Here is a 20,323-nt window from a genome sequence, read left to right on the forward strand (position 1 = left end):
ATAGGTTTGAAAACGTCACTGTTGGAAGTATGCAGATTACAGACGACCTTAATAGATTGCTTAATATTGTTCCCAAGGAAATTCGACGGAATGTGGAATTACACCCCCAACGCGATAGTCTCATTGAGATTGTCTTAGATTTGGGTCGTCATCCCGAAGCTCGTTTTCCATTAGGAGCGGAGTATATCTCTCAAACGCCAGTTTCTTGGGAAGACCTAGATCATTGTATTTCTCAAATTGGAGAATTTAGCGGTGACAACCGCGCGGGTATCGAGCGCACCTTGCATCGGATCAGTGCCATTCGCAACCGCACAGGCAAAGTGATCGGCCTCACCTGTCGGGTGGGTCGAGCGGTGTTTGGCAAGATTGGCATGATTCGGGATTTAGTGGAAACGGGTCAGTCCATTTTAATGCTAGGTCGTCCGGGGGTCGGTAAAACCACAGCGCTGCGGGAAATTGCCCGGGTGCTGGCCGATGAATTATCCAAACGGGTCGTCATTATTGATACGTCGAATGAAATTGCAGGTGATGGGGATATTCCTCATCCGGCGATTGGTCGCGCTCGTCGGATGCAAGTGGCTCGTCCTGAACTGCAACATCAAGTGATGATCGAGGCGGTGGAAAACCATATGCCGGAAGTGATTGTGATTGATGAAATTGGGACGGAATTGGAGGCTCTAGCGGCTCGAACCATTGCTGAACGTGGGGTACAACTGATTGGGACGGCTCACGGGAATCGGATTGAAAACTTGATGAAAAATCCGACTCTCGCTGACTTAATTGGGGGCATCCAAGCAGTGACGTTGGGGGATGACGAGGCACGGCGGCGAGGCTCTCAAAAAACGGTGTTGGAACGCAAGGCGCCTCCGACGTTTGAGATTGCCATTGAGATGCTAGAACGCGATCGCTGGGTGGTGCATGAGAGTGTTTCGGATACGATTGATAGCTTGTTGCGGGGAATGCAACCGATTCAGCAAGTGCGAACGATGAATGAGGCCGGAGAGGTGACACAGGTTGAGGAACGTTATAGCAGCGCCTCGTCTAATAGTTCTCCTGGCACGCTCAGTCCGCAAGTGATGAAAAGTGTTGAAATTTCGGCTCCGGGGCTTACTGGCTTACGGGGTTCGGGTAAGATGATCCCGATTCCACCTCCGAAGCCGATACCGGAAAACAAGTATTTTGAGCAGTTGCTGGATGCTTCTTTTTCGACGGGGTTAAGGGGGATTGTCGGTAATGGTGAACATCCGACAGTCGGCCCGAATGGGGAGGATCTGCCTTTGCACGTCTATCCTTATGGGATTGCTCGTCATCAGCTTGATCAAGTGATTCGTAGTTTACAGTTGCCTGTGGCTTTGACGAAGGATATTGACAGTGCTGATGTGGTTTTGGCGTTGCGATCGCATATTCGCAATCAGTCTAAACTGCGGCATATGGCAAAAACTCGTCAAGTTCCGATTCATGCGGTGAAGTCCGGGAGTGCGCCCCAGGTGGCTCGGGCGTTGCGACGGTTGCTGAATATGGAAGATCCAAATTCGCCGGAAATTCCAGATCTGACGTTGTTTGCGACCAGTGGATCGGAAGATGAGATTGAAGCGCTCGAAGAAGCTCGTTTGGCGGTTGAACAGATTGTGATTCCGAAAGGACAACCTGTGGAACTGCTGCCGCGATCGCCGCAGGTGAGGAAAATGCAGCATGAGTTGGTGGAACATTATCGCTTAAAATCGAACAGTTTTGGTGAAGAACCGAACCGTCGGTTGCGAATTTATCCAGCCTAGTTACGATTGAGTGAGTTTCGATCAACTTAGTCTTAAAAACTCATAATTGAGAGGGAGGGATGATGTAGGGAGTGAGTATCTCCTCGATTTTCCCTCCCGCTCCGATGTTGGGGTAAGTAGAGGAGGTTTCCGTTACTCCTATACTCTAAAACCCCAAACCCTAAACCCTAAACCCTAAAGTTACTTGTTACCTAGTAAGGTCTTTCGTTGTACTCACCGTTGGGAAAATTGCCTTCTCAAATGGATCAGATTTTAATTGAATGCTTTGCTCAACTGGTTTCGACTTCATACGGTTTACAAATTAGACCGCTAGATTATTCTGGATTTTCTCAGAAAATTTTAACGCGAGTTCGAGAGCTGAGATTCTCTAATGCTGAAGATTATTACAACTTCTTAAAGAGTGAGACGCCCGCCAGCCAGAAAGAATGGCTTCGCCTGATTCCTTTGCTGACGACACCCGAAAGTTATTTTTTTCGCGATCGCGGACAGTTTAAGCTGCTACAAAATGTGATTTTACCGCAGTTAATTGAACGGCAAAAAACGGTCAGAAATTTGCGGATTTGGAGTGCGGGATGTTCGACGGGAGAAGAACCTTATTCTCTCTCTCTGTTGGTTCAAAAATTGATTCCGAACTGGGAAGAATGGAATCTGCTCATTTTGGGGACAGATATTAATGAATTAGCTTTGCAAAAAGCGAGAAAAGGAGTTTATAGTGCTTGGTCATTTCGTCAGGTTGATGCTGAGATTATATCGCAGTCGTTTCTTCCTTGTACAGACGGATGGGCAATTATCCCTCAAGCGAAACAATTCGTCAAATTTATGAACTTTAATTTGCTTCAAGAGCAGCGAGTTAGAGACTTTAATTTCCAGGACTTTGATCTTATTTTATGTCGGAATGTCTTTGTCTACTTTGAAAAAGTTAGCATCTCTAAAGTTATTCATAAGTTTTATCAAGCCCTAAAACCTGGAGGATTTTTTATCACCGCCCATGCTGAACTTCAAGGTTTAGAAATTAATCCCTTTAGAGCTATTATTTTTCCTGAGTCTGTTGTTTATCAACGTCCTCTAGAACAGGGTTGTGATCATCCCGCTTCTCACTCGAACTCGAAGTTAGATCTTTCGGCTTTGTTTTTCGATCTCTCTCCCTTGAATAATCATCTCCATTTTACGCCAAGTCTTACCGCCAAGAATCAAAGTTTTCAGACGAAGTTAACTCCATTGAGTTCTTCACAAAATCCTCGAGAAAATGGTTTGAATAAACGGGGAAAGATAGAAGAAGCAAAAGAACTTTATCATCAAAAAAAGTACGCTGAAGCGATCCAAAAAGTTCAGGAATTTATCAGCCAGACTTCACCAACTTTTGAAGCCTATTATTTGTTAGGGAAAATTTATGCGAATTTAGGTCAATATCAAGAAGCAATAGAGTATTGCCAAAAAGCAATAGCTGTCGATTCGCTCTCCGTTTTACCCTGTTATATATTATTAAATATTGCTGAAGAAACGAATAATATAGAAGAAGCAAAAAAACTAGCTAAACGAATCATTTATTTATCAGGTATTTCACCGTTATCGATTTCTGCGTATGTTAAACTTGCCTCTTTATATGAACAAGAAAACAATCCAAAAAAAGCGATAAAAACCTATAATATAGCCTTAGAACTGCTGCAAAAACTACCTTCTCAGGCTCAAGTTGAATATACAGACAATGTTACTGTTGCTGAGTTGATAGCATCTCTCAACAGTATTATTAAAAACTTAAATTAGCGTTATTTTATGGAAAAAATACCTTATCTAATTTTTAAACTAAGCAATACACTGTACGGAATTAATGCGCTAGCGGTACAAGAAATTTTCTTGCTTCCTGAAGTGATGCCGATTCCAGAAACACCCGATGAAATTGTGGGAATTATCAATCTACGGGGTCAGCTTTTAGTGATTATTGATCTCAATTATCGCTGGGGTTCTCCATCCTCTGACTATCATTTAACTGATAGTGTAATTGTGATTGAGTGTAACAACTTCAGACTGGGGCTTTTAGTCAATAAAGTTGATGAACTTCAGATGATTTCTAGCGAAGAAATATCCCGGGAATTATCGAATTTTTCAAGACAGATATATCCTCACAATAACTCAATTCATCAGTGGATTATCGGCTTCGCAAAAATAGCGGATAACTTGGTCATTTTACTGGAATTAGAAGGATTTATTGAGCAAACAAAAAGTTTATATAAATCGGATTTTTTAGCGGAAGAAATACAGAATTATTCAAGTATAAATTCAAGAAAAAACTTGCTGTTTTGTCCCAACGCAAGTTTAGAGGAACGACAGGTTTTTCAAGATCGTGCTAAAAATTTACTAAATGCGAGTGAAAGTCAAGAATTTCAGGGATTAATTCCCTTGGCTGTGATTGGATTAAATCAAGAGTATTTTGGGATACTGTTAACAACAGTTAAGGAATTTATAGAAATTCACAACATTACGCCAATTCCTTGTACCCCAGCGCATATTATTGGTAATATGAATTTACGGGGTGAGATTGTCACCTTAATTGATATTCGCAGTTTTTTAAACTTATCTATGACTCCGAGAAAAAACTTATCAAAAGCCATGATTGTCAAAGTTGAAAATATTGTTTCAGCTTTAGTGGTCGATGAAGTTTTTGATATCATTTATTTAGATTCTGTCAACATTAGAACAACTCCAACGACAGTTCGTTCCAACCAGAATGAATTTCTTCAAGGTACAGCACCTTATCGAAATCGAATGATGAGTATTCTAGATTTAAAAAAATTTTTAACTCAGGAAGAACTTGTTGTTAATGATGAAGTCTAAAATCAATAGAGATCAAAAAATAGGGGGGATATAATCAATGTTTGGAAACTTAAAATTGAGAGGACGTTTATTATTAGGTTATACATTACCTTTTGTATTCTTTATTGGACTGGCTGGGATCGTTTACACCAATATTAGACAAGTCTCCGATATATTTGAAGAAGTAGAACGAGTACAAACTCTATTGCTTACTGTTCATAAGATGGACAAAAGTGCGATTGGAGTTGTTCAGAGTTTTCGCGGATATGTAGCCCTAAAAAATACGCAATTTTTAGAAGAATATGATAACTACTTACAACAATTTAACACTCTAGCAACTACAGTTGATCAATTAATGACTTATCCCGAACAAAAAGAGCGTTTATCTCAAATTCGAGAGTTAGTTAATGAGTATGATCGAGTCAGTCGTCCGGCTCTTGAACTTGTTCAACAGGGCAAAAATGCTGAAGGAATCGCGTTAATTGAATCTCAAAATGCGACTCAATATGTGCAGGAAATTGATCGGCTGACTCAACAACTAACAGAGAAAGAAGAAGAAATTTTAGAGCAACAAACAACAGCAACTTTACAAAGTCTAAGCTGGCTGACTTATGCGTTAATTTTCGGCACATTGCTGGTGATTATTTTAGCAATTGTTATTGCAACGTTCATCTCAAATAACATCAGTGCAGGTATTCAGCGAGCAACCCAAGCCATTGCGATTTCATCAACTGAAATTGCGGCGACCCTGGAAGAACAAGAACGAGCCGCTAATCAACAAGCAGCAGCCGTTAATGAAACCACGACAACGATGAATGAATTAAGCACATCATCGCGTTCAACCGCCGATCAAGCTGAATCTGCTGTTAGTGATGCCAAACAAGCTTTAAACCTAACTGAAAATGGCAGTCAAGCCGTCGAAAAAACTCTGGAAGGTATGGCAAATTTACGAGATAAAGTCGATGATATTGCTCAACAAATTATTCGTTTAAGTGAACAAACCAATCAAATTGGCAATATTTCTAAATTAGTCAGTGATTTAGCCAATCAAACCAATATGTTAGCGTTAAATGCCGCCGTAGAAGCGGTGAGAGCAGGGGAACATGGGAAAGGATTTGCAGTGGTAGCAGCCGAAATTCGCAAACTGTCCGATGAAAGTCAAAAATCAGCCCAAAGAATAAATACCTTAGTTACCGATATTCAAAGTGCAATTAATTCGACAGTAATTGTTACCGAAGAAGGAACAAAAACGGTTTTATCAGGGGTTGAAGTTGCTCAAACGACAGCATCGGCATTGATGGGTGTAGCGGATGCGGTGAATAATGTGGTGTTAAATAATCAACAAATTTCTTTAAATACCCAACAACAAGCGATAGCAATTGCTCAAGTATTGGAGGCGATGAACTCAATTAACCAAGGAACAAATGAAACAGCAAATGGTCTGAATCAAACGAAAACGGGACTCCATAAATTGAATCAAGTGGCTTTGGAGTTGCAGTCTTCGATGTAATATTATTAAGGGATGGTGACAACAATGAACATTAAATTGAGTACAAAACTTTATTGGGGCTTTTTTGTTGCTCCAGCGATTCTTTTGTTGGTAATAAGCTTCTACTCAATTGTTTCTTTTAGCCGGATGAATCAACAAGTCGTCACATTATATGATGATCGAATCGTACCCCTTAAAGAACTTAAGTTAGTGTCTGATGCCTACGCTGTTTTAGTCGTTGATGCGGTTAATAAAGCTGATCAAGAAATCATTTCTCTGAATGCAGCATTAGAGTCTATTGACGAAGCCCAGCAAAAAATAAAACTCCATTGGCAATCCTATCGTCAAACGAATCTGACTTCAGAAGAACAGCAAATAGCCCGGGAAGTTGAGAGTTTATTTGTGCCTGTTAATCTCAGGATTACACAACTTAAACAAGCTTTAGAAACTGATGACATTTCTCAGTTAGACGCTTATAACGGACAACTCTATACCGTGATTGATCCGCTAACCGAAAAGATTCAACAGTTAATTAATTTACAGTTAGATGTCGCTGCTCAAGAAAGAACAAAAGCTCAAAGTGTTTACTCTAAAACTTTACTCTTGTTCGGATTGATTACTTTAGGATCTCTAGTGGTTGCTTCTCCAATTGGTTATTCTTTCAGTCAATCTATTACAAAAACTTTGAAAAAAACACTACAAGTTGTTTCCGAAAGCTCGATTGATATTGCGATCGCAGCAGAACAACAGGAACGAACAGCCAGTCAACAAGCAGTAGCCATTAATGAAATCACTACAACAATGAATGAATTAAGCACCTCTTCCAAATCCACTGCTGAACAAGCGGAATTTTCGGTTAGTGATGCCAAACAAGCTTTAAACCTGACAGAAAATGGTAGTCAAGCCGTCGAAAAAAACCAGGAAGCTATGAAAAATTTACGAGATAAAGTCGATGATATTGGTCAACAAATTATTCGTTTAAGTGAACAAACCAATCAAATTGGCAACATTTCTAAATTAGTCAGTGATTTAGCCAATCAAACCAATATGTTAGCGCTCAATGCAGCCGTAGAAGCAGTAAGAGCGGGGGAACATGGGAAAGGATTTGCCGTCGTCGCAGCCGAAATTCGCAAACTGTCGGATGAAAGTCAAAAATCAGCCCAAAGAATAAATACCTTAGTGACTGATATTCACAATGCAATTAATTCGACGGTTTTAGTAACTGAAGAAGGTAGTAAAACCGTCGTTTACGGTGTCGAAATTGCTCAAAAAACCGCATCAGCATTAATGGGGATTTCAGATGCAGTTAATAATGTGGTGTTAAGTCATCAACAAATTTATTTAAATACTCAAGAACAAGCGATAGCTATTGCTCAAGTGTTGGAGGCGATGAACTCTATTAATCAAGGAACAAATGAAACGGCAAATGGTTTGAAGATCACCAAAACTGGACTAAACAAGCTCAATCAATTGGTTTTTGAGTTGCAGTCTTCTATCTAAGTTCAACAGTTGATCAAACGATGAGGGGGAATTTATGTGAGTTTTTAAAAAATAGAGATATGTAATTTTTTTTGGATATTGTATTCCGGTGATCTTGCTAACTTTAGCCGCTTTTTTGGTGACTTCTAACGTAAAGACTGTTCAGGAAGAGCAGCGAAAACTGAATCTTTCTAAAGAAACTACTGAATAGGAGATTGAACTAAAATGATGATCGAAGATGACGAACTCCGAGAAGTCTTTAAAACCGCCAGCGAAGAACATTTACAAAATCTCGATGACGGATTGTTATATTTAGAAAAAAATCCCCAAGATACCCAGAAACTTGAAGAACTCCTGCGAGAAGCCCACAGTCTCAAAGGAGATGCAGGAATGTTGGGCGTTAAAGATGTTGCCACCCTCGCCCATCAAATTGAGAATTTATTAGGCGCTATTAATCAAGGTAAAGTAACACTCTCAGCCGAAGTTAGCGATCGCTTATTTCAAGTCTTAGATGCTCTTCGTAAACTTGTTCAAGAAGCCGTTACAGGTGAACCTTCCGGTGTTAATACTTTCCAAATGTTAGCAAGTTTAATTGCGGCTGAAGCCCCAATCCCTCAAGAAACCCCAGCCCAAACAGTTAACGATCGCCATTTTTCCGAAGAATCCCATTCAGACATTTTTCAAGTTCTTGAAGCCAAACCCGTTGAACATCTCACCGTTGAAACCCCGACACCCCCATTAGAAGAAGAAATTAGTGATTCTATTCCCTCTGGAATTCCCGATGTTAGTACACCGCCAAGCGAGGAGAAAGTCACCTTTGATGGGGCGGCTTATCGGATTGAAACAATTCGGGTTTCCACACAGCAACTCGATGCGTTAATGACGCAAACCGGAGAACTAACAGTCACTAAAATTCGCATTTGTCATCGACTGAATGAAGTAGAAGCCCTCACAGCTTTATGGGAAGAATGGACTCGAGATGCCTTTGTTAATCGATTTATTCTCAATGATTTAGAAACCCAATCCACTATTGCTCATAAAACCATCGAGCAACTACAAAATTATTATCATCGCGCAACTAAACACCTCGAACAGTTAGGCTTATTAGTAAACCGTTTGAGAGATAGTCTCTATGAAGATACAACCCGTTTAGAACTGATTTCCAATGAACTTGAAGAGGATATTCGCACTTTACGACTGTTACCGCTCTCCACTATTTTTAATCGTTTTTCTCGCATGGTTCGTGATATAGCTCGACAACAAGGCAAACAAGTTGAACTGATTTTAGAAGGGGGTGAAACCCGAGCCGATAAGCGGATTTTAGAAGAAATGAAAGATCCCTTAATGCACTTATTACGGAATGCGATTGATCACGGCGTAGAAACTCCAGAAGAACGACTTCGATATGGTAAATCTCCTGTGGCTCAAATTCGACTCCGAGGCTATCAAACCGCCACTCATGTTGTTATAGAAGTCAGTGATGATGGTCGAGGTATTGATCCTGAACAGATTAAACAAACCGCCCTCAAACGAGGTTTATATCAACTCGAAGAACTTGAAGCGATGACTCCTAGCCAAATTCAGGGTTTGATCTTTGCTCCCGGTTTTACCACACGAACTTTTGTGACGGAAATTTCCGGTCGAGGAGTGGGGATGGATGTTGTTCGCAATAATGTCGAACAGCTTAAAGGAACAATTGAGTTAGAATCAGTTCCGACTAAAGGCTCTACATTTCGGATGCGACTGGGAACAGCCTTAGCTACAACTCACGTTTTGATTGTCCTTGTGCAAGATATTTCTTATGGGGTTCCTGTCGAATTTGTTCGCACGACTCGCTTGGTTTCCCCTGGTGAACAGTTTACAATTGAGGGAAGAGACACGATCATTTTTGAAGAACAACCGCTCTCCGTTGCTCAATTAGCTGATCTCCTAGAACTTGAACGCCCTCACAAATTGGCTGATTCTGCTACGGCTCTACCTTGTATTATTTTGAAAGTTGGAGAAGAACAATTAGGACTATTTGTCGATGCGTTGATCGATGAACAAGATGTTGTACTCAAATCACAAAGTCAATTGCTCAAACGAGTCCGAAATATTGCCGGAGCGACGATTCTCGGAACCGGAGAAGTTTGCATGGTTTTGAATGCGGCTGATTTGATCAAATCGGCTCGTAAACTTCTAAATTCTGGGGGTGCTGCGGTCAAAATAGACACCAAAAATTCCGAAGATTTGGTGACTCAAAAACCGATGATTCTGCTCGTTGAAGATTCAATTGCTACCCGTACTCAAGAAAAACGAATTTTAGAGGCAGCCGGTTATGAAGTGATTACCGCCGTTGATGGATTAGATGGCTTTAATAAGCTGAAAACTCAAAACTTTGATGCGGTGATTTCTGATATACAAATGCCCAATTTAGATGGATTGAGTTTAACTGCTAAAATTCGCGAAAATTCAGAATATAACGAATTGCCGATTATTTTGGTAACGTCTTTAGCGTCAGATGAGGATAAACGCCGGGGTGCTGAAGCGGGTGCCAATGCCTACATTACTAAGAGTAGTTTTAATCAAAAGGTACTGTTAGAAACCCTGAGAAGACTGATTTAATCCTATCACTAAAACGCTAAAATATGCCCATTCAAGTTTTTTTGGTCGATGATTCTCCCGTTGCTTTGATTGTTCTCAAACGGATTTTATCTTCATCTCCTGAAGTCGAAGTTGTTGGAACTGCTCGCACCGCAAAAGAGGCTTTAGCCCTGATTCCAACTGTTAAACCCGATGTCATTTGTACGGATTTTCATATGCCACAAATGGACGGATTGGAATTCACACGGGAAATTATGGCGAATTTTCCTCGACCGATTTTAGTGATTAGTACGGCTGTGCAACCGGAAGATACTTATAATGTTTTTCAATTGTTGAATGCGGGTGCTATTGATGTTTTTCCGAAGCCGAAAGATGGGTTATTGTCTGGAGATTCTCAATTGGCTCAGGATTTAATTCGTAAGATAAAAGTTTTGTCAGGAGTTAAAGTTTTTACTCGAAGAAACCGGGGAAAGGGACATCAAACTCATACCCATTCTCATTTTAAATTTACTTCACCTTTCACTTCCGTTTCGCCTGTGAGTTCTTCCTCAAAAGCCATTCGGATGGTGGCAATTGGGGCTTCGACAGGTGGCCCACAAGCGTTACATACCATCTTAACCCAACTTCCGCCTCGTTTATCTGTTCCTGTGATTTGTATTCAACACATTAGTGAAGGCTTTTTACAGGGTTTAGTGAATTGGTTGAATGTACAATGTTCTCTATCAGTTCAAATTGCACGTAACGGCGAAATTCCTCAAAATGGAACGGTTTATTTTGCACCGGAGCGCTATCATTTAGAGTGGGATCGTCAGGGTCGATTTCTCTACAGTAATGCGCCACCTCTTGCCGGACATCGACCTTCAATTACCATCACGTTTCAGTCGATTGCTCGATATTACGGTGATCGCAGTATCGGGATTTTGTTAACTGGAATGGGGCGGGATGGAGCAGATGGAATGGATGCGATCGCTCAATCTGGTGGAATAACTATTGCTCAAGATGAAGCTAGTTCGGTGGTGTTTGGAATGCCGAAAGAAGCGATCGCTTTAGGTGCAGCCCAACAGATTCTTCCTATCGATGAGATCGCTTCAATGTTGGTGCGACAAATCGAACGTCGGCAATCAAATGGCTGGCAAGCTAACGATAGAGGTTGAGAGAAAATTCACAGATGTTTACTCAGAACTTGAGTAATCACCTCAGACAGTGTTTGAGGATTAAAGGGTTTAGTTAGATATTCTGTTGCCCCTGCTAGACGTCCCTGCACCTTCTCAAAGGCTCCATCTCGGGCTGTCAGCATAATAATCGGCAACGTTTTAAACTGAGGCAGGTTTCGCACAGTACGACAGAGTTCTAAGCCATCAATCTCTGGCATGGTGACATCTAGAAGTAAAATGGAGACCTTTTCTTGGTATAATAGCGATAGTGCTTCTACTGCATTGTCGGTGACGAGAACCCGGTAATCTTTTCCGAGAGCTTGTTTAACCAAACCGTGCATCACTAGACTATCATCAACGGCTAGGACAGTGGGTATAGGGTGAGCAATTGCAGACATCTTCGTTGTTTTCCTTTGTTAAATCTCATGTCCGCTCGGGGTAGACAATTACAATCTCTATTAATAGTTTAAACGACCTGGAAAAAGAACTCTAAACTCTCAAAGTATTTCTCGGTTGATTGAGGCTTGAAGCCCGAAAAAGCGTTCAAACATCGGGTGATCAATTTTCGACGATAGCGGTGAAATCTCCCAACCCCGCAGTGCGCGATCAAATTTCAGGTTATCTCAATAAAATTTGTAACGAATCTTAGCAAAAAAGTCATAATTAAATGCAGGAAATAAACTTATTGTATATCATTTTTAAGTCCGTTTTTAGCAGTTTTAATATTAATTTTTAGATGAGTCGCCTTCAGAGAAAGTCTTTAGGACTTCCAGGCAACTGCCCTTACCGCTTGTTATGATTGAGATACACTCCAGAATAGTAAAATGAACACCTGGGGATCGAAAATTCAGACTACTAGCTCAAAAACCGATTTCCTTGAATTCTGGATCTTGAGTGCTAAGTCTCGCTCGCTCAATTTTTTGAGGGGAATAGGTTATAGATGGTAATCAAACTTTCAGATTATCGTACAATGGGGGAAGAAGAGAACCTATCTCTACGGGAAATAATGGCATCCGAAACCGCAGTAGCCTTTGACAATTGCACCCAAATTGCCATCCATATCGCTCAAGCTCCGATTGCATATATTAGCTTTATTGATGCGAGTTGTCAGTGGTTAAAATCCCAAGTGGGTTTACAAGCCAAAACCCATCACTATCTCGACTTTTGTGAGCGGGTTATTGCTCTGCATTATACGTCTCGTCAAACTGCAAAATCTCCTCAGCCGGAAACCCCAACATCAACAGAAACCGGGTTATCGACTTCTGAGGAAATGTTATCCGCGATTATTATTGAAGATCTTGGGATTAACAATTCGATAAACAAACAGTTGGCGACTCATCCCCTGGTGAAATCAGATCCCGGAATTCGCTTTTATATCGGTATTCCCATACAAACAAACGAAGGGGTATTACTGGGGATGCTATCTGTGATGGACTATGAACCTCGCCGCATTAGTACAGATAGCCTCAATGCTTTAGAAGCGATCAGTCGTCAAGTGTTTATGCAGATGGACTTACATCGCCAACTGATTCACAGCAAAGGGAAACTGATTAAGCTCGAAGATACCATCAAAAAACGCTCCTCAGTCTGGGAAATTGTCCGTCAAGAACGGGATTTTGTTTGTAATGTTCTCAATACTTTAAGTGCCTTAGTTGTTGTTCTTGATCCGCAAGGAAAAATTATTCGCTTCAACCACATCTGTGAAGAACTCACCGGATATTCAGCCCAAGAAGTTGAAGGAAAAACTCCTCAAGAAGTCGGACTCTCGATTTATAACTTCCCCGTTCAAACTCAGCCTTTATCCTCAAATTCCTCAGAAACTGATCAGTTTCCCTCACAGTCTGAAAGTGAATGGATCGCTCACGATCGCTCTCATCATTTAATTGCTTGGTCAAATACAATCATTTATAATTCCGATGGTACTATCGAACACATCATCGCCACCGGAACCGACATTACCCTGCGTCGAGAGTCCGAAAAGATGCTGCGTTTATTAGAACGAGCGATCGCTGCGAGTCCCAATGGTATTGTGATCAGTGATGCTCTAATCCCCGAAAAACCGATTATTTATTGTAACCCGACTTTTGAACGGATTACCGGATATTCGAGCAGCGATATTTTAGGAAAAAATTGTCGATTTTTACAAGGAAACGATACTGATCCTGAAACCATTAGCATAATTCGGGCTTGCTTAAAAGAAGCCAAAGATTGTTTAGTCACCTTAAAAAATTACCGTAAAGATGGGACTGCCTTTTGGAACGAATTAGCAATTTCTCCCGTCCGAGATGCGGAAGGTAAAGTCACCCATTTTATTGGCATTCAAACCGATATCAGCGAACGTAAACGAGCCGAAGAAGCCTTAAAAAACAGTGAAGAACGCTATCGACTTTTAGCAGAAAATGCCACAGATTTGATTTCCCGACACAGCTCAGAAGGAATTTATCTTTATGCTTCTCCGGCTTGTCGAAAGTTGCTAAAATATGAACCTGAACAACTGATCGGACATTCAGCCTATGAGTTTTTTCACCCCGATGATGTAGCCTCTGTTCGAGAATCTCATCAAATTTTACTGGCTCAGGGCGAAGTCTCCCTGGTAAGTTATCGCATTCGTTGCTACAACGGAGAATATATTTGGTTTGAAACCACCGCTCACGCTGTTCGAGATCCTCGCACCGGAAAGGTTCGAGAGTTAGTCGCCGTTTCACGAGATATCACCAGCCGTAAAAAGGCAGAAGCTTCTCTGCTAGAGCGATCGCATTTGTCCTTACTGGAAGCCGAAGTCGGTAAAGCTTTAGGACAGGGTGGAAAAATCACCAGGATTTTACAAGCTTGTAGCGATGCCATTGCTCATCATCTCAATGTTACAGGTGTCGCTATCTGGACGGTAAGCCGCAAATCGACTCATCATCTGGAACTACAAGTCTCATCCGGTCAGTGTGAAGTAGGAGATTGCCCAAAATGCCAAGAACGGAGCAATCATCATTGTTTGTGTCTTAATTTTGCCTTAGTGGTCGAAGGAAGACAAGTGGGGATGATGGAAATTAGTAGTCGTTACCCGCTCACAGAACAGGTTCAAAATGCTTTATATTGGATTGCCAATGCGATCGCTGTTGGAATTGACCGAGTTGCAGCTTTAGAGGAACTTCACAGTCGTCGCGAAGGGTTATTGTTCCGTCTGGCGAGTCAAATTCGGGATTCTCTCGATCTCAATACGATTTTAGCGAAAGCGGTTAGTGAAATTAGAAGTTTATTGCAAGTGGATCAGTGTCATTTTCTCTGGTATTTACCCACAACTGATCCGCGAACCAGTTTTGTAATTACCCATCAGGCTCAGTCTTCTAGCGTACCTCAAAGTTTACTTGATTATCCGACCGATTGTGTCAACTGGCTGTCTGAGAAAATTGAGCAGCATCAGATGGTTCAGATCGATGACAGCAGCAAAGTCGAAGGGTTTGATGGACAGACACGAGCCGCTTTAAAACAGGCGGGAGTCGCTTCGATGTTGTTTTTACCTCTAGAAACTCGTTCCGGTCAACGGGGGGCGATCGTTTGCAATCATTATCATAATATCCATCAGTGGGGTGTGAGCGATGTAGAATTATTACAGGCTGTTGTTGATCAGTTAGCGATCGCCATTGATCAAGCCGAACTCTACGCCCAAACCCGAGCGGCAGCTTTAGCGGCTCAAACTCAAGCGGCTCAACTCTCTCAGGCTTTTCAAGATTTGCAGCAAAAAGAAGCTCAACTGATCCAAAGTGAAAAAATGTCGAGTTTGGGTCAGATGGTGGCGGGTATTGCTCACGAGATTAATAACCCCGTTAACTTTATTTATGGCAATCTAGACTATGTTAGAGATTACACTCAAGATTTGTTAGAAATTCTTAGTCTTTATCAACAAAAATATCCGTCGCCCGATTCTGAACTCAAAGATAAAATAGAAGAATTTGATCTCGGATTTATTACCGAAGATTTACCCAAAATTATCGCTTCGATGGAGATGGGATCTGATCGGATTCGTCAAATTGTCGTGAGTTTACGGAACTTCTCCCGTTTAGATGAAGCGGAAATGAAGCCTGTTGATATCCATGAAGGGATTGATAATACATTATTGATTTTACACAATCGCTGGAAAGCTAAAAAGGTCGGTTCGGGTGTGGAGATTGTCAAAAATTATGGCAAACTTCCGAAAGTTGAATGTTATGCAGGTCAACTGAACCAAGTCTTTATGAATATTATTAGCAATGCAATTGATGCCCTCGATAATCAGCCCGATCCGCGTATTGTCACCATTTGTACTGAGTTATTTCACGTTCAAAATCCCACAGAAGCCACTAATCTACCCTATGTTCGGGTGAAAATAAAAGATAATGGTCCTGGTGTTTCAACGGCGGTTAAAAATCGTTTGTTTGATCCGTTCTTCACCACGAAACCTGTGGGAAAAGGAACAGGTTTAGGTTTATCGATTAGCTATAAAATTGTCGTTGAAAAACATGGCGGATCTCTCCAATGTTTCTCCGAACCGGGACAAGGCTGTGAGTTTTGGATCGAGATCCCCGTTGAACCGCCTCTGGAACTGCGACCCTTAGATTGAGATCAATTCAAGAAAACTCCGAAAGCCTTTTGAAATCTAGCTTTCAGGGTTATTGAGTCTGCGGTTCAAAAAAAATCTAATTTCCGCTTAAAAATACTTGACAAACTGAGGGGGAATGCTGCTAATATAGTATATGGTTACGCAATGGGGCGTCGCCAAGCGGTAAGGCATCGGGTTTTGGTCCCGACATCCGGAGGTTCGAATCCTTCCGCCCCAGTTGAGCCTAACGGCATAAAGACTACTAAGGCTTTAATAACAGATTTCAAACATCCACGTTACGCTCAATTCTATCAAAATTCCCTCAAACAAAAATCCTATCATGGGACTTGAGGGTAAAAGTTTGATTAGATAATTAATTGATCAAATCATCAACCCGCCTAAAAACTGATTTTTGTCAAATGGAAAATCCAACAATTTTTAAAGCTTATCGAGGTTCATTTTTAGATTTTGTTGCCGATCCTTTTTTTGTTCCTGAACTTGACAGTATTCGCTATATTCCCGATGGTTTACTAATTGTAGAAAATGGAAAAATCAAAGAATTCGGCAGTTATGAACATCTACAGCCTGAATATCCTGATCTTGAATTTATCACCTATTCTAACAAATTAATTGTACCGGGATTCGTTGATTTACACGTTCATTATCCCCAAACCGAAATGATTGCTTCTGATAGTAATCAACTGTTAGACTGGTTAGACAAATACACCTTTTTAACTGAATCTAAATTTAAAAATCTCGATTATTCAAAACAAATTGCAGAGTTTTTTATCGATGAACTCCTGAAAAATGGCACCACAACGGCTGTCGTTTTAGCGGCTGTTTTTCGGGAATCTGTAGAAGCATTTTTTGAAGCAGCAAATCAACGAAACTTGCGAATGATCGCAGGTAAAGTGATGATGGATCGTCATGCACCTGAATATTTACTTGATACCGCCAAATCCTCCTATGAAGACAGTCAAATACTGATTGAAAAATGGCATCATAAAAACCGCCTTCTCTACGCTGTTACGCCTCGTTTTGCAATTACTTCAACACCTGAACAACTGCATTTAGCAGGGAAATTGCTGCAAGAATATCCTGATGTTTACTTACACACTCATCTGTCTGAAAATCTGAATGAAATTAAATTTGTTGCTGAACTTTTTCCTGATAGTTTAGACTATTTACAGGTTTATGAACAGTTTGGCTTAGTCGGAAATCAATCAATTTTTGCACATGGAATTCATCTTTCCGACTCCGAGTTTCAACGGTTATCAGAAACTCAAGCTGCTATTGCCTTTTGTCCAACTTCTAACTTATTTTTAGGAAGTGGACTGTTTAAACTGCATCAAGCCAAATCTAAAGAGTATCCGATTTCTGTGGGTTTAGCAACCGATGTCGGTGGTGGAACGAGTTTTTCCCTCCTACAAACTGCTAGCGAAGCCTATAAAGTTACCCATTTACAAGGACAAAATTTATCGGGTTTACAAGCTTTATTTTTAGCAACATTAGGCGGGGCAAAAGCTCTCAAATTAGACGATAAAATCGGTAACTTTGAAATTGGTAAAGAAGCCGATTTTGTAGTATTAGATGGACAAGCAACACCTTTACTTACTTTACGAACTCAAGGCAAAATTCCAGCTCAAACAAGAGAAGAAATAGCGGATTTGATTTTTGCTTTAATTATTTTAGGGGATGATCGAGCTGTTGCTGCTACTTATATTTTAGGAGAACAGGCGTACATTCGCAATGCCTAAAAATGGGGTTTGGGGACAATAGGGAAAGATTCTATCAGTTAAAATCCAACAATTACCCGCCATAAACCCACCATTAAAACCCCAGTTACGAGGTGTTGGGGTAACAAAAACTTAAACGGTTGACGGGCAATTTTTTGAGTTAAAATGACAGCCGTCATCGCCCCAAAAATTAACACAGTTCCCTGTAAAAAGCTAATTACAGCCGGATGAGCGATTAATATGGGTAATCCCTCTCCATTTAACCCAAAAGTCGCCAACGCTACCGGAAGAATACGTCCCCCTTCTGATAACCCCAACTGTAAATAATGGGCGATATTTGCCGCTAAAACTAAAGGTAAATAGCCGTAAGCCAGTTCGACAAAAGAACGAGATTTAAAATTCAAATGGATAATAAAATGAGCAAAGATTGGTAAAATCACAGGGCAACTCAAAACGGCAACCGATAGCCCTAAATGAACGGGAAACTGCGTTAAATTCAAAGGCAAATTCAACTGTGTTTGTAACTCTGGAAGATGATGTAAAAATACCGCTCCCAACATCAAAAATAATAAAGCCACCTCATAACTACGAGAAACATGAGTTGTCCAGAGTTCAATTCCGGGTGGACGTAAATTAAATTCAACTGAACGATGAGGACAAGCTTTTAAACAAGTCATACACAAAACACAGTCTCGGTTATCTTCCAACTGGGCGGGATGAGAATACAATGGACAGCCCTCAGTTGCCATTCCTTCGCCTTTTTCTGGCCCTCCTTTATAACATTGATAGGTGGTACATTCCGCCGAACAAGTTCCTTGCTGCGCCCTTAATTCAGTCATTGAGAGTTTAGCAAACATCCCATTCATTCCCCCAATGGGACAGAGATAACGACACCAGAACCGACGTTCAAATAGAGCCGAAAAAATCATCGCTCCGGCGGTAATTAATAACAGTAAACAAGCTGATAAATAAGCTGTATTCGTTAAATCCCAGAGTTCTTCCCAGAGTAAAATTAACGCAAATAACCCAAACAAAAACCATCCGCCCCAGCGTTCCGCCGACTGTCTGGGCCAACGTTTCAGTTGACGAGGAAACAACCACAGAGATAATTTTTGGGTGACTTCTCCATAGATCATAAACGGACAAACCGCACACCAAATTCGCCCAAAAAAGGGAAATAAAATCAAAATAATCGGCCACCACCAAGCCCAAAATAAATTCAAAGCAAAGTTTTCTGAACGAGTTTGCGGGCCTAAAAATAAGACTCCAACAATTAATGCAAATGCCGTTAAAGTAAAACCGTAATTAATCCTATCCGGCCACCAAGGACTGCGAAGAAAATGGCGAAGTTCGGGATAAGTATTGAGTAAATTGAGACGAAATTGTTTTTTCTTCGTTTGTGACGGCCAGATAATTTCTTCTGTAATTTCTAAACCGCCTTCGAGTTGAATAATTGCCCGTTCAACTAAGTTGAGAAGTTCCCGTAGATTATTCGGAAAATCATAGGCTTGCAGTCGCCGTAAAGCTTCGGGAGTAATCCGAGCTTTTTCCATGCCTTTAGCGCGACAAATTAAGCTAATATAATATTTTACCCAGTCTTCTAAATCTGCTTTTCTCAAGCGCAATGGCGGAACTTTAATAGAATGATCGACAATAGAATTAATTTCAGAAATCGCTTTTTCAGAGATAATAATAATCTGCGCTTCACAGGTTTTAACAGGGGCTTCTGGTTCTCCTAAACGACTCACAGGACTATAAGCTTTTGTTTGAATCAGGTTAATAATTGTTGGTAAAAGTTCAGGCGGAAGATCATGGACATTATTCAAAATTAAGGTTCCTTTTCCCAAGACTTCAATTAATCCCGGTTTTGCGCCAACTCGACCCAATAATTCAGACCCACTGGTTTGTAAGGTGCTACAATCAACTTTAATCAGAGGTTTACGCCGCTCCGACGAACCAAAATGAATTAACGCTGCAATATTATCTTTTTCGAGTCCCGGTTCCCCAAAAATTAACACAGACTGACGATTTTTTGCAGCTTGTTTAATTTGCGATCGCAATCTCACCGCATAGCGACTTTTTCCAACAATTCCCCGTCTGGCTTTTGGGACTAAATAGGGTTGTAAAATTAGCAGTCGTTCCTGTTCATAAAGCAATTGAGAAGATAAGGCTTCGACTTCTTCAACCAATTGCTGAGAAAACACCTGATTAATTTCAGGATATTGACTCACCAATTGATTAAAAGGTTCAGCCGAAATAAACCAAAATTCACATTCACTGAGCGTAATTAACGTTTGTCTAACCGATGTTTTAACTAACAATTCTTGAAGATTAATCGCCGCTCCGGGTAATAAGCCATAGGATCGCCAGCGTTGCAGTTGGGCTTCGATCCGACCCGATCGCAGAATGTAGAGTCCTTCTGGGGGTGTTCCTTCTGTAGTGATCGCTTGTTGTGAGTCTAGAATGCGCTCTTCGAGTTGGGAAGCGATCGCCTCTAGGGTTTCTCGGCTTAGGAGGCTTAAAGCACTTCGTTCTTGCAGCCATGTCACCAACTCTTGAACGTTCATCGCGAGTTCTCCCCTTTACCTTTATCTTCTATTTTAATAGAGAACGAACTATTAACTCAAACCATGATCGAACTTTCTAACTTTTGGGTTCCTGGCGCACTTTTAGGGTTAATTATCTTAGCCGCTATTTTTTTCAGTTCCCGTTAAAAGGTAAAAACC

The 20,323-nt window shown here is 40.9% G+C and carries 11 protein-coding genes and 1 tRNA gene; 10 read left to right on the top strand and 2 right to left on the bottom strand.

Features of this window, described 5'->3' with window-relative positions:
- The first annotated feature begins 29 nt into the window (after positions 1 to 29).
- The 7 genes from VB836_RS09840 (at position 30) to cheB (ending at position 11,291) form a co-directional block, all read left to right on the top strand.
- Positions 30 to 1,775 carry a R3H domain-containing nucleic acid-binding protein gene (locus VB836_RS09840; protein ID WP_323219189.1) on the top strand — a complete coding sequence of 582 codons (1,746 nt, stop codon included), beginning with the start codon at positions 30 to 32 and terminating at the stop codon, positions 1,773 to 1,775.
- Between the two features lie 240 nt (positions 1,776 to 2,015).
- The gene (locus tag VB836_RS09845) at positions 2,016 to 3,539 is read left to right on the top strand and encodes a CheR family methyltransferase (protein ID WP_323219190.1); all 1,524 of its coding nucleotides are present in this window, start codon (positions 2,016 to 2,018) and stop codon (positions 3,537 to 3,539) included.
- A 9-nt stretch (positions 3,540 to 3,548) separates the two neighbouring features.
- Positions 3,549 to 4,607: a chemotaxis protein CheW gene (locus VB836_RS09850; protein WP_323219191.1), complete on the top strand. Its 1,059-nt coding sequence runs from the start codon at positions 3,549 to 3,551 to the stop codon at positions 4,605 to 4,607.
- 37 nt (positions 4,608 to 4,644) lie between these two features.
- Positions 4,645 to 6,096, top strand: a complete 1,452-nt coding sequence (locus tag VB836_RS09855) for a methyl-accepting chemotaxis protein (RefSeq protein WP_323219192.1) — start codon at positions 4,645 to 4,647, stop codon at positions 6,094 to 6,096.
- Positions 6,097 to 6,120: 24 nt separating this feature from the next.
- Positions 6,121 to 7,575 carry a methyl-accepting chemotaxis protein gene (locus tag VB836_RS09860; RefSeq protein ID WP_323219193.1) on the top strand — a complete coding sequence of 485 codons (1,455 nt, stop codon included), beginning with the start codon at positions 6,121 to 6,123 and terminating at the stop codon, positions 7,573 to 7,575.
- 207 nt (positions 7,576 to 7,782) lie between these two features.
- Positions 7,783 to 10,158, top strand: a complete 2,376-nt coding sequence (locus VB836_RS09865; RefSeq protein ID WP_323219210.1) for a hybrid sensor histidine kinase/response regulator — start codon at positions 7,783 to 7,785, stop codon at positions 10,156 to 10,158.
- A 23-nt stretch (positions 10,159 to 10,181) separates the two neighbouring features.
- On the top strand, positions 10,182 to 11,291 hold the full coding sequence (cheB, locus tag VB836_RS09870; protein ID WP_323219194.1) for a chemotaxis-specific protein-glutamate methyltransferase CheB: 1,110 nt from the start codon (positions 10,182 to 10,184) through the stop codon (positions 11,289 to 11,291).
- Positions 11,292 to 11,299: 8 nt separating this feature from the next.
- On the opposite strand, the gene VB836_RS09875 is transcribed toward cheB, so the two are convergent.
- Complete coding sequence (locus VB836_RS09875; protein ID WP_046277165.1) at positions 11,300 to 11,689, bottom strand: response regulator; 390 nt, start codon at positions 11,687 to 11,689, stop codon at positions 11,300 to 11,302.
- A gap of 542 nt (positions 11,690 to 12,231) precedes the next feature.
- On the opposite strand from VB836_RS09875, the gene VB836_RS09880 reads away from it, so the two are divergent.
- From VB836_RS09880 to guaD, 3 genes are all read left to right on the top strand, one after another.
- Positions 12,232 to 15,882, top strand: a complete 3,651-nt coding sequence (locus tag VB836_RS09880) for a PAS domain S-box protein (RefSeq protein ID WP_323219195.1) — start codon at positions 12,232 to 12,234, stop codon at positions 15,880 to 15,882.
- Between the two features lie 145 nt (positions 15,883 to 16,027).
- Positions 16,028 to 16,099: transfer RNA gene (locus tag VB836_RS09885), tRNA-Gln, on the top strand.
- Between the two features lie 181 nt (positions 16,100 to 16,280).
- Positions 16,281 to 17,618 carry a guanine deaminase gene (gene guaD / locus VB836_RS09890; protein WP_323219196.1) on the top strand — a complete coding sequence of 446 codons (1,338 nt, stop codon included), beginning with the start codon at positions 16,281 to 16,283 and terminating at the stop codon, positions 17,616 to 17,618.
- A 38-nt stretch (positions 17,619 to 17,656) separates the two neighbouring features.
- Here the strand turns inward: guaD and VB836_RS09895 are convergent, their stop codons facing one another.
- Positions 17,657 to 20,164 (bottom strand): sigma 54-interacting transcriptional regulator, encoded by a 2,508-nt coding sequence (locus tag VB836_RS09895; protein ID WP_323219197.1) that lies wholly within the window; start codon positions 20,162 to 20,164, stop codon positions 17,657 to 17,659.
- Positions 20,165 to 20,323 lie beyond the last annotated feature (159 nt).

It is taken from the genome of Limnoraphis robusta BA-68 BA1, assembly GCF_034932365.1.
Lineage (GTDB): Bacteria > Cyanobacteriota > Cyanobacteriia > Cyanobacteriales > Microcoleaceae > Capilliphycus > Capilliphycus robustus.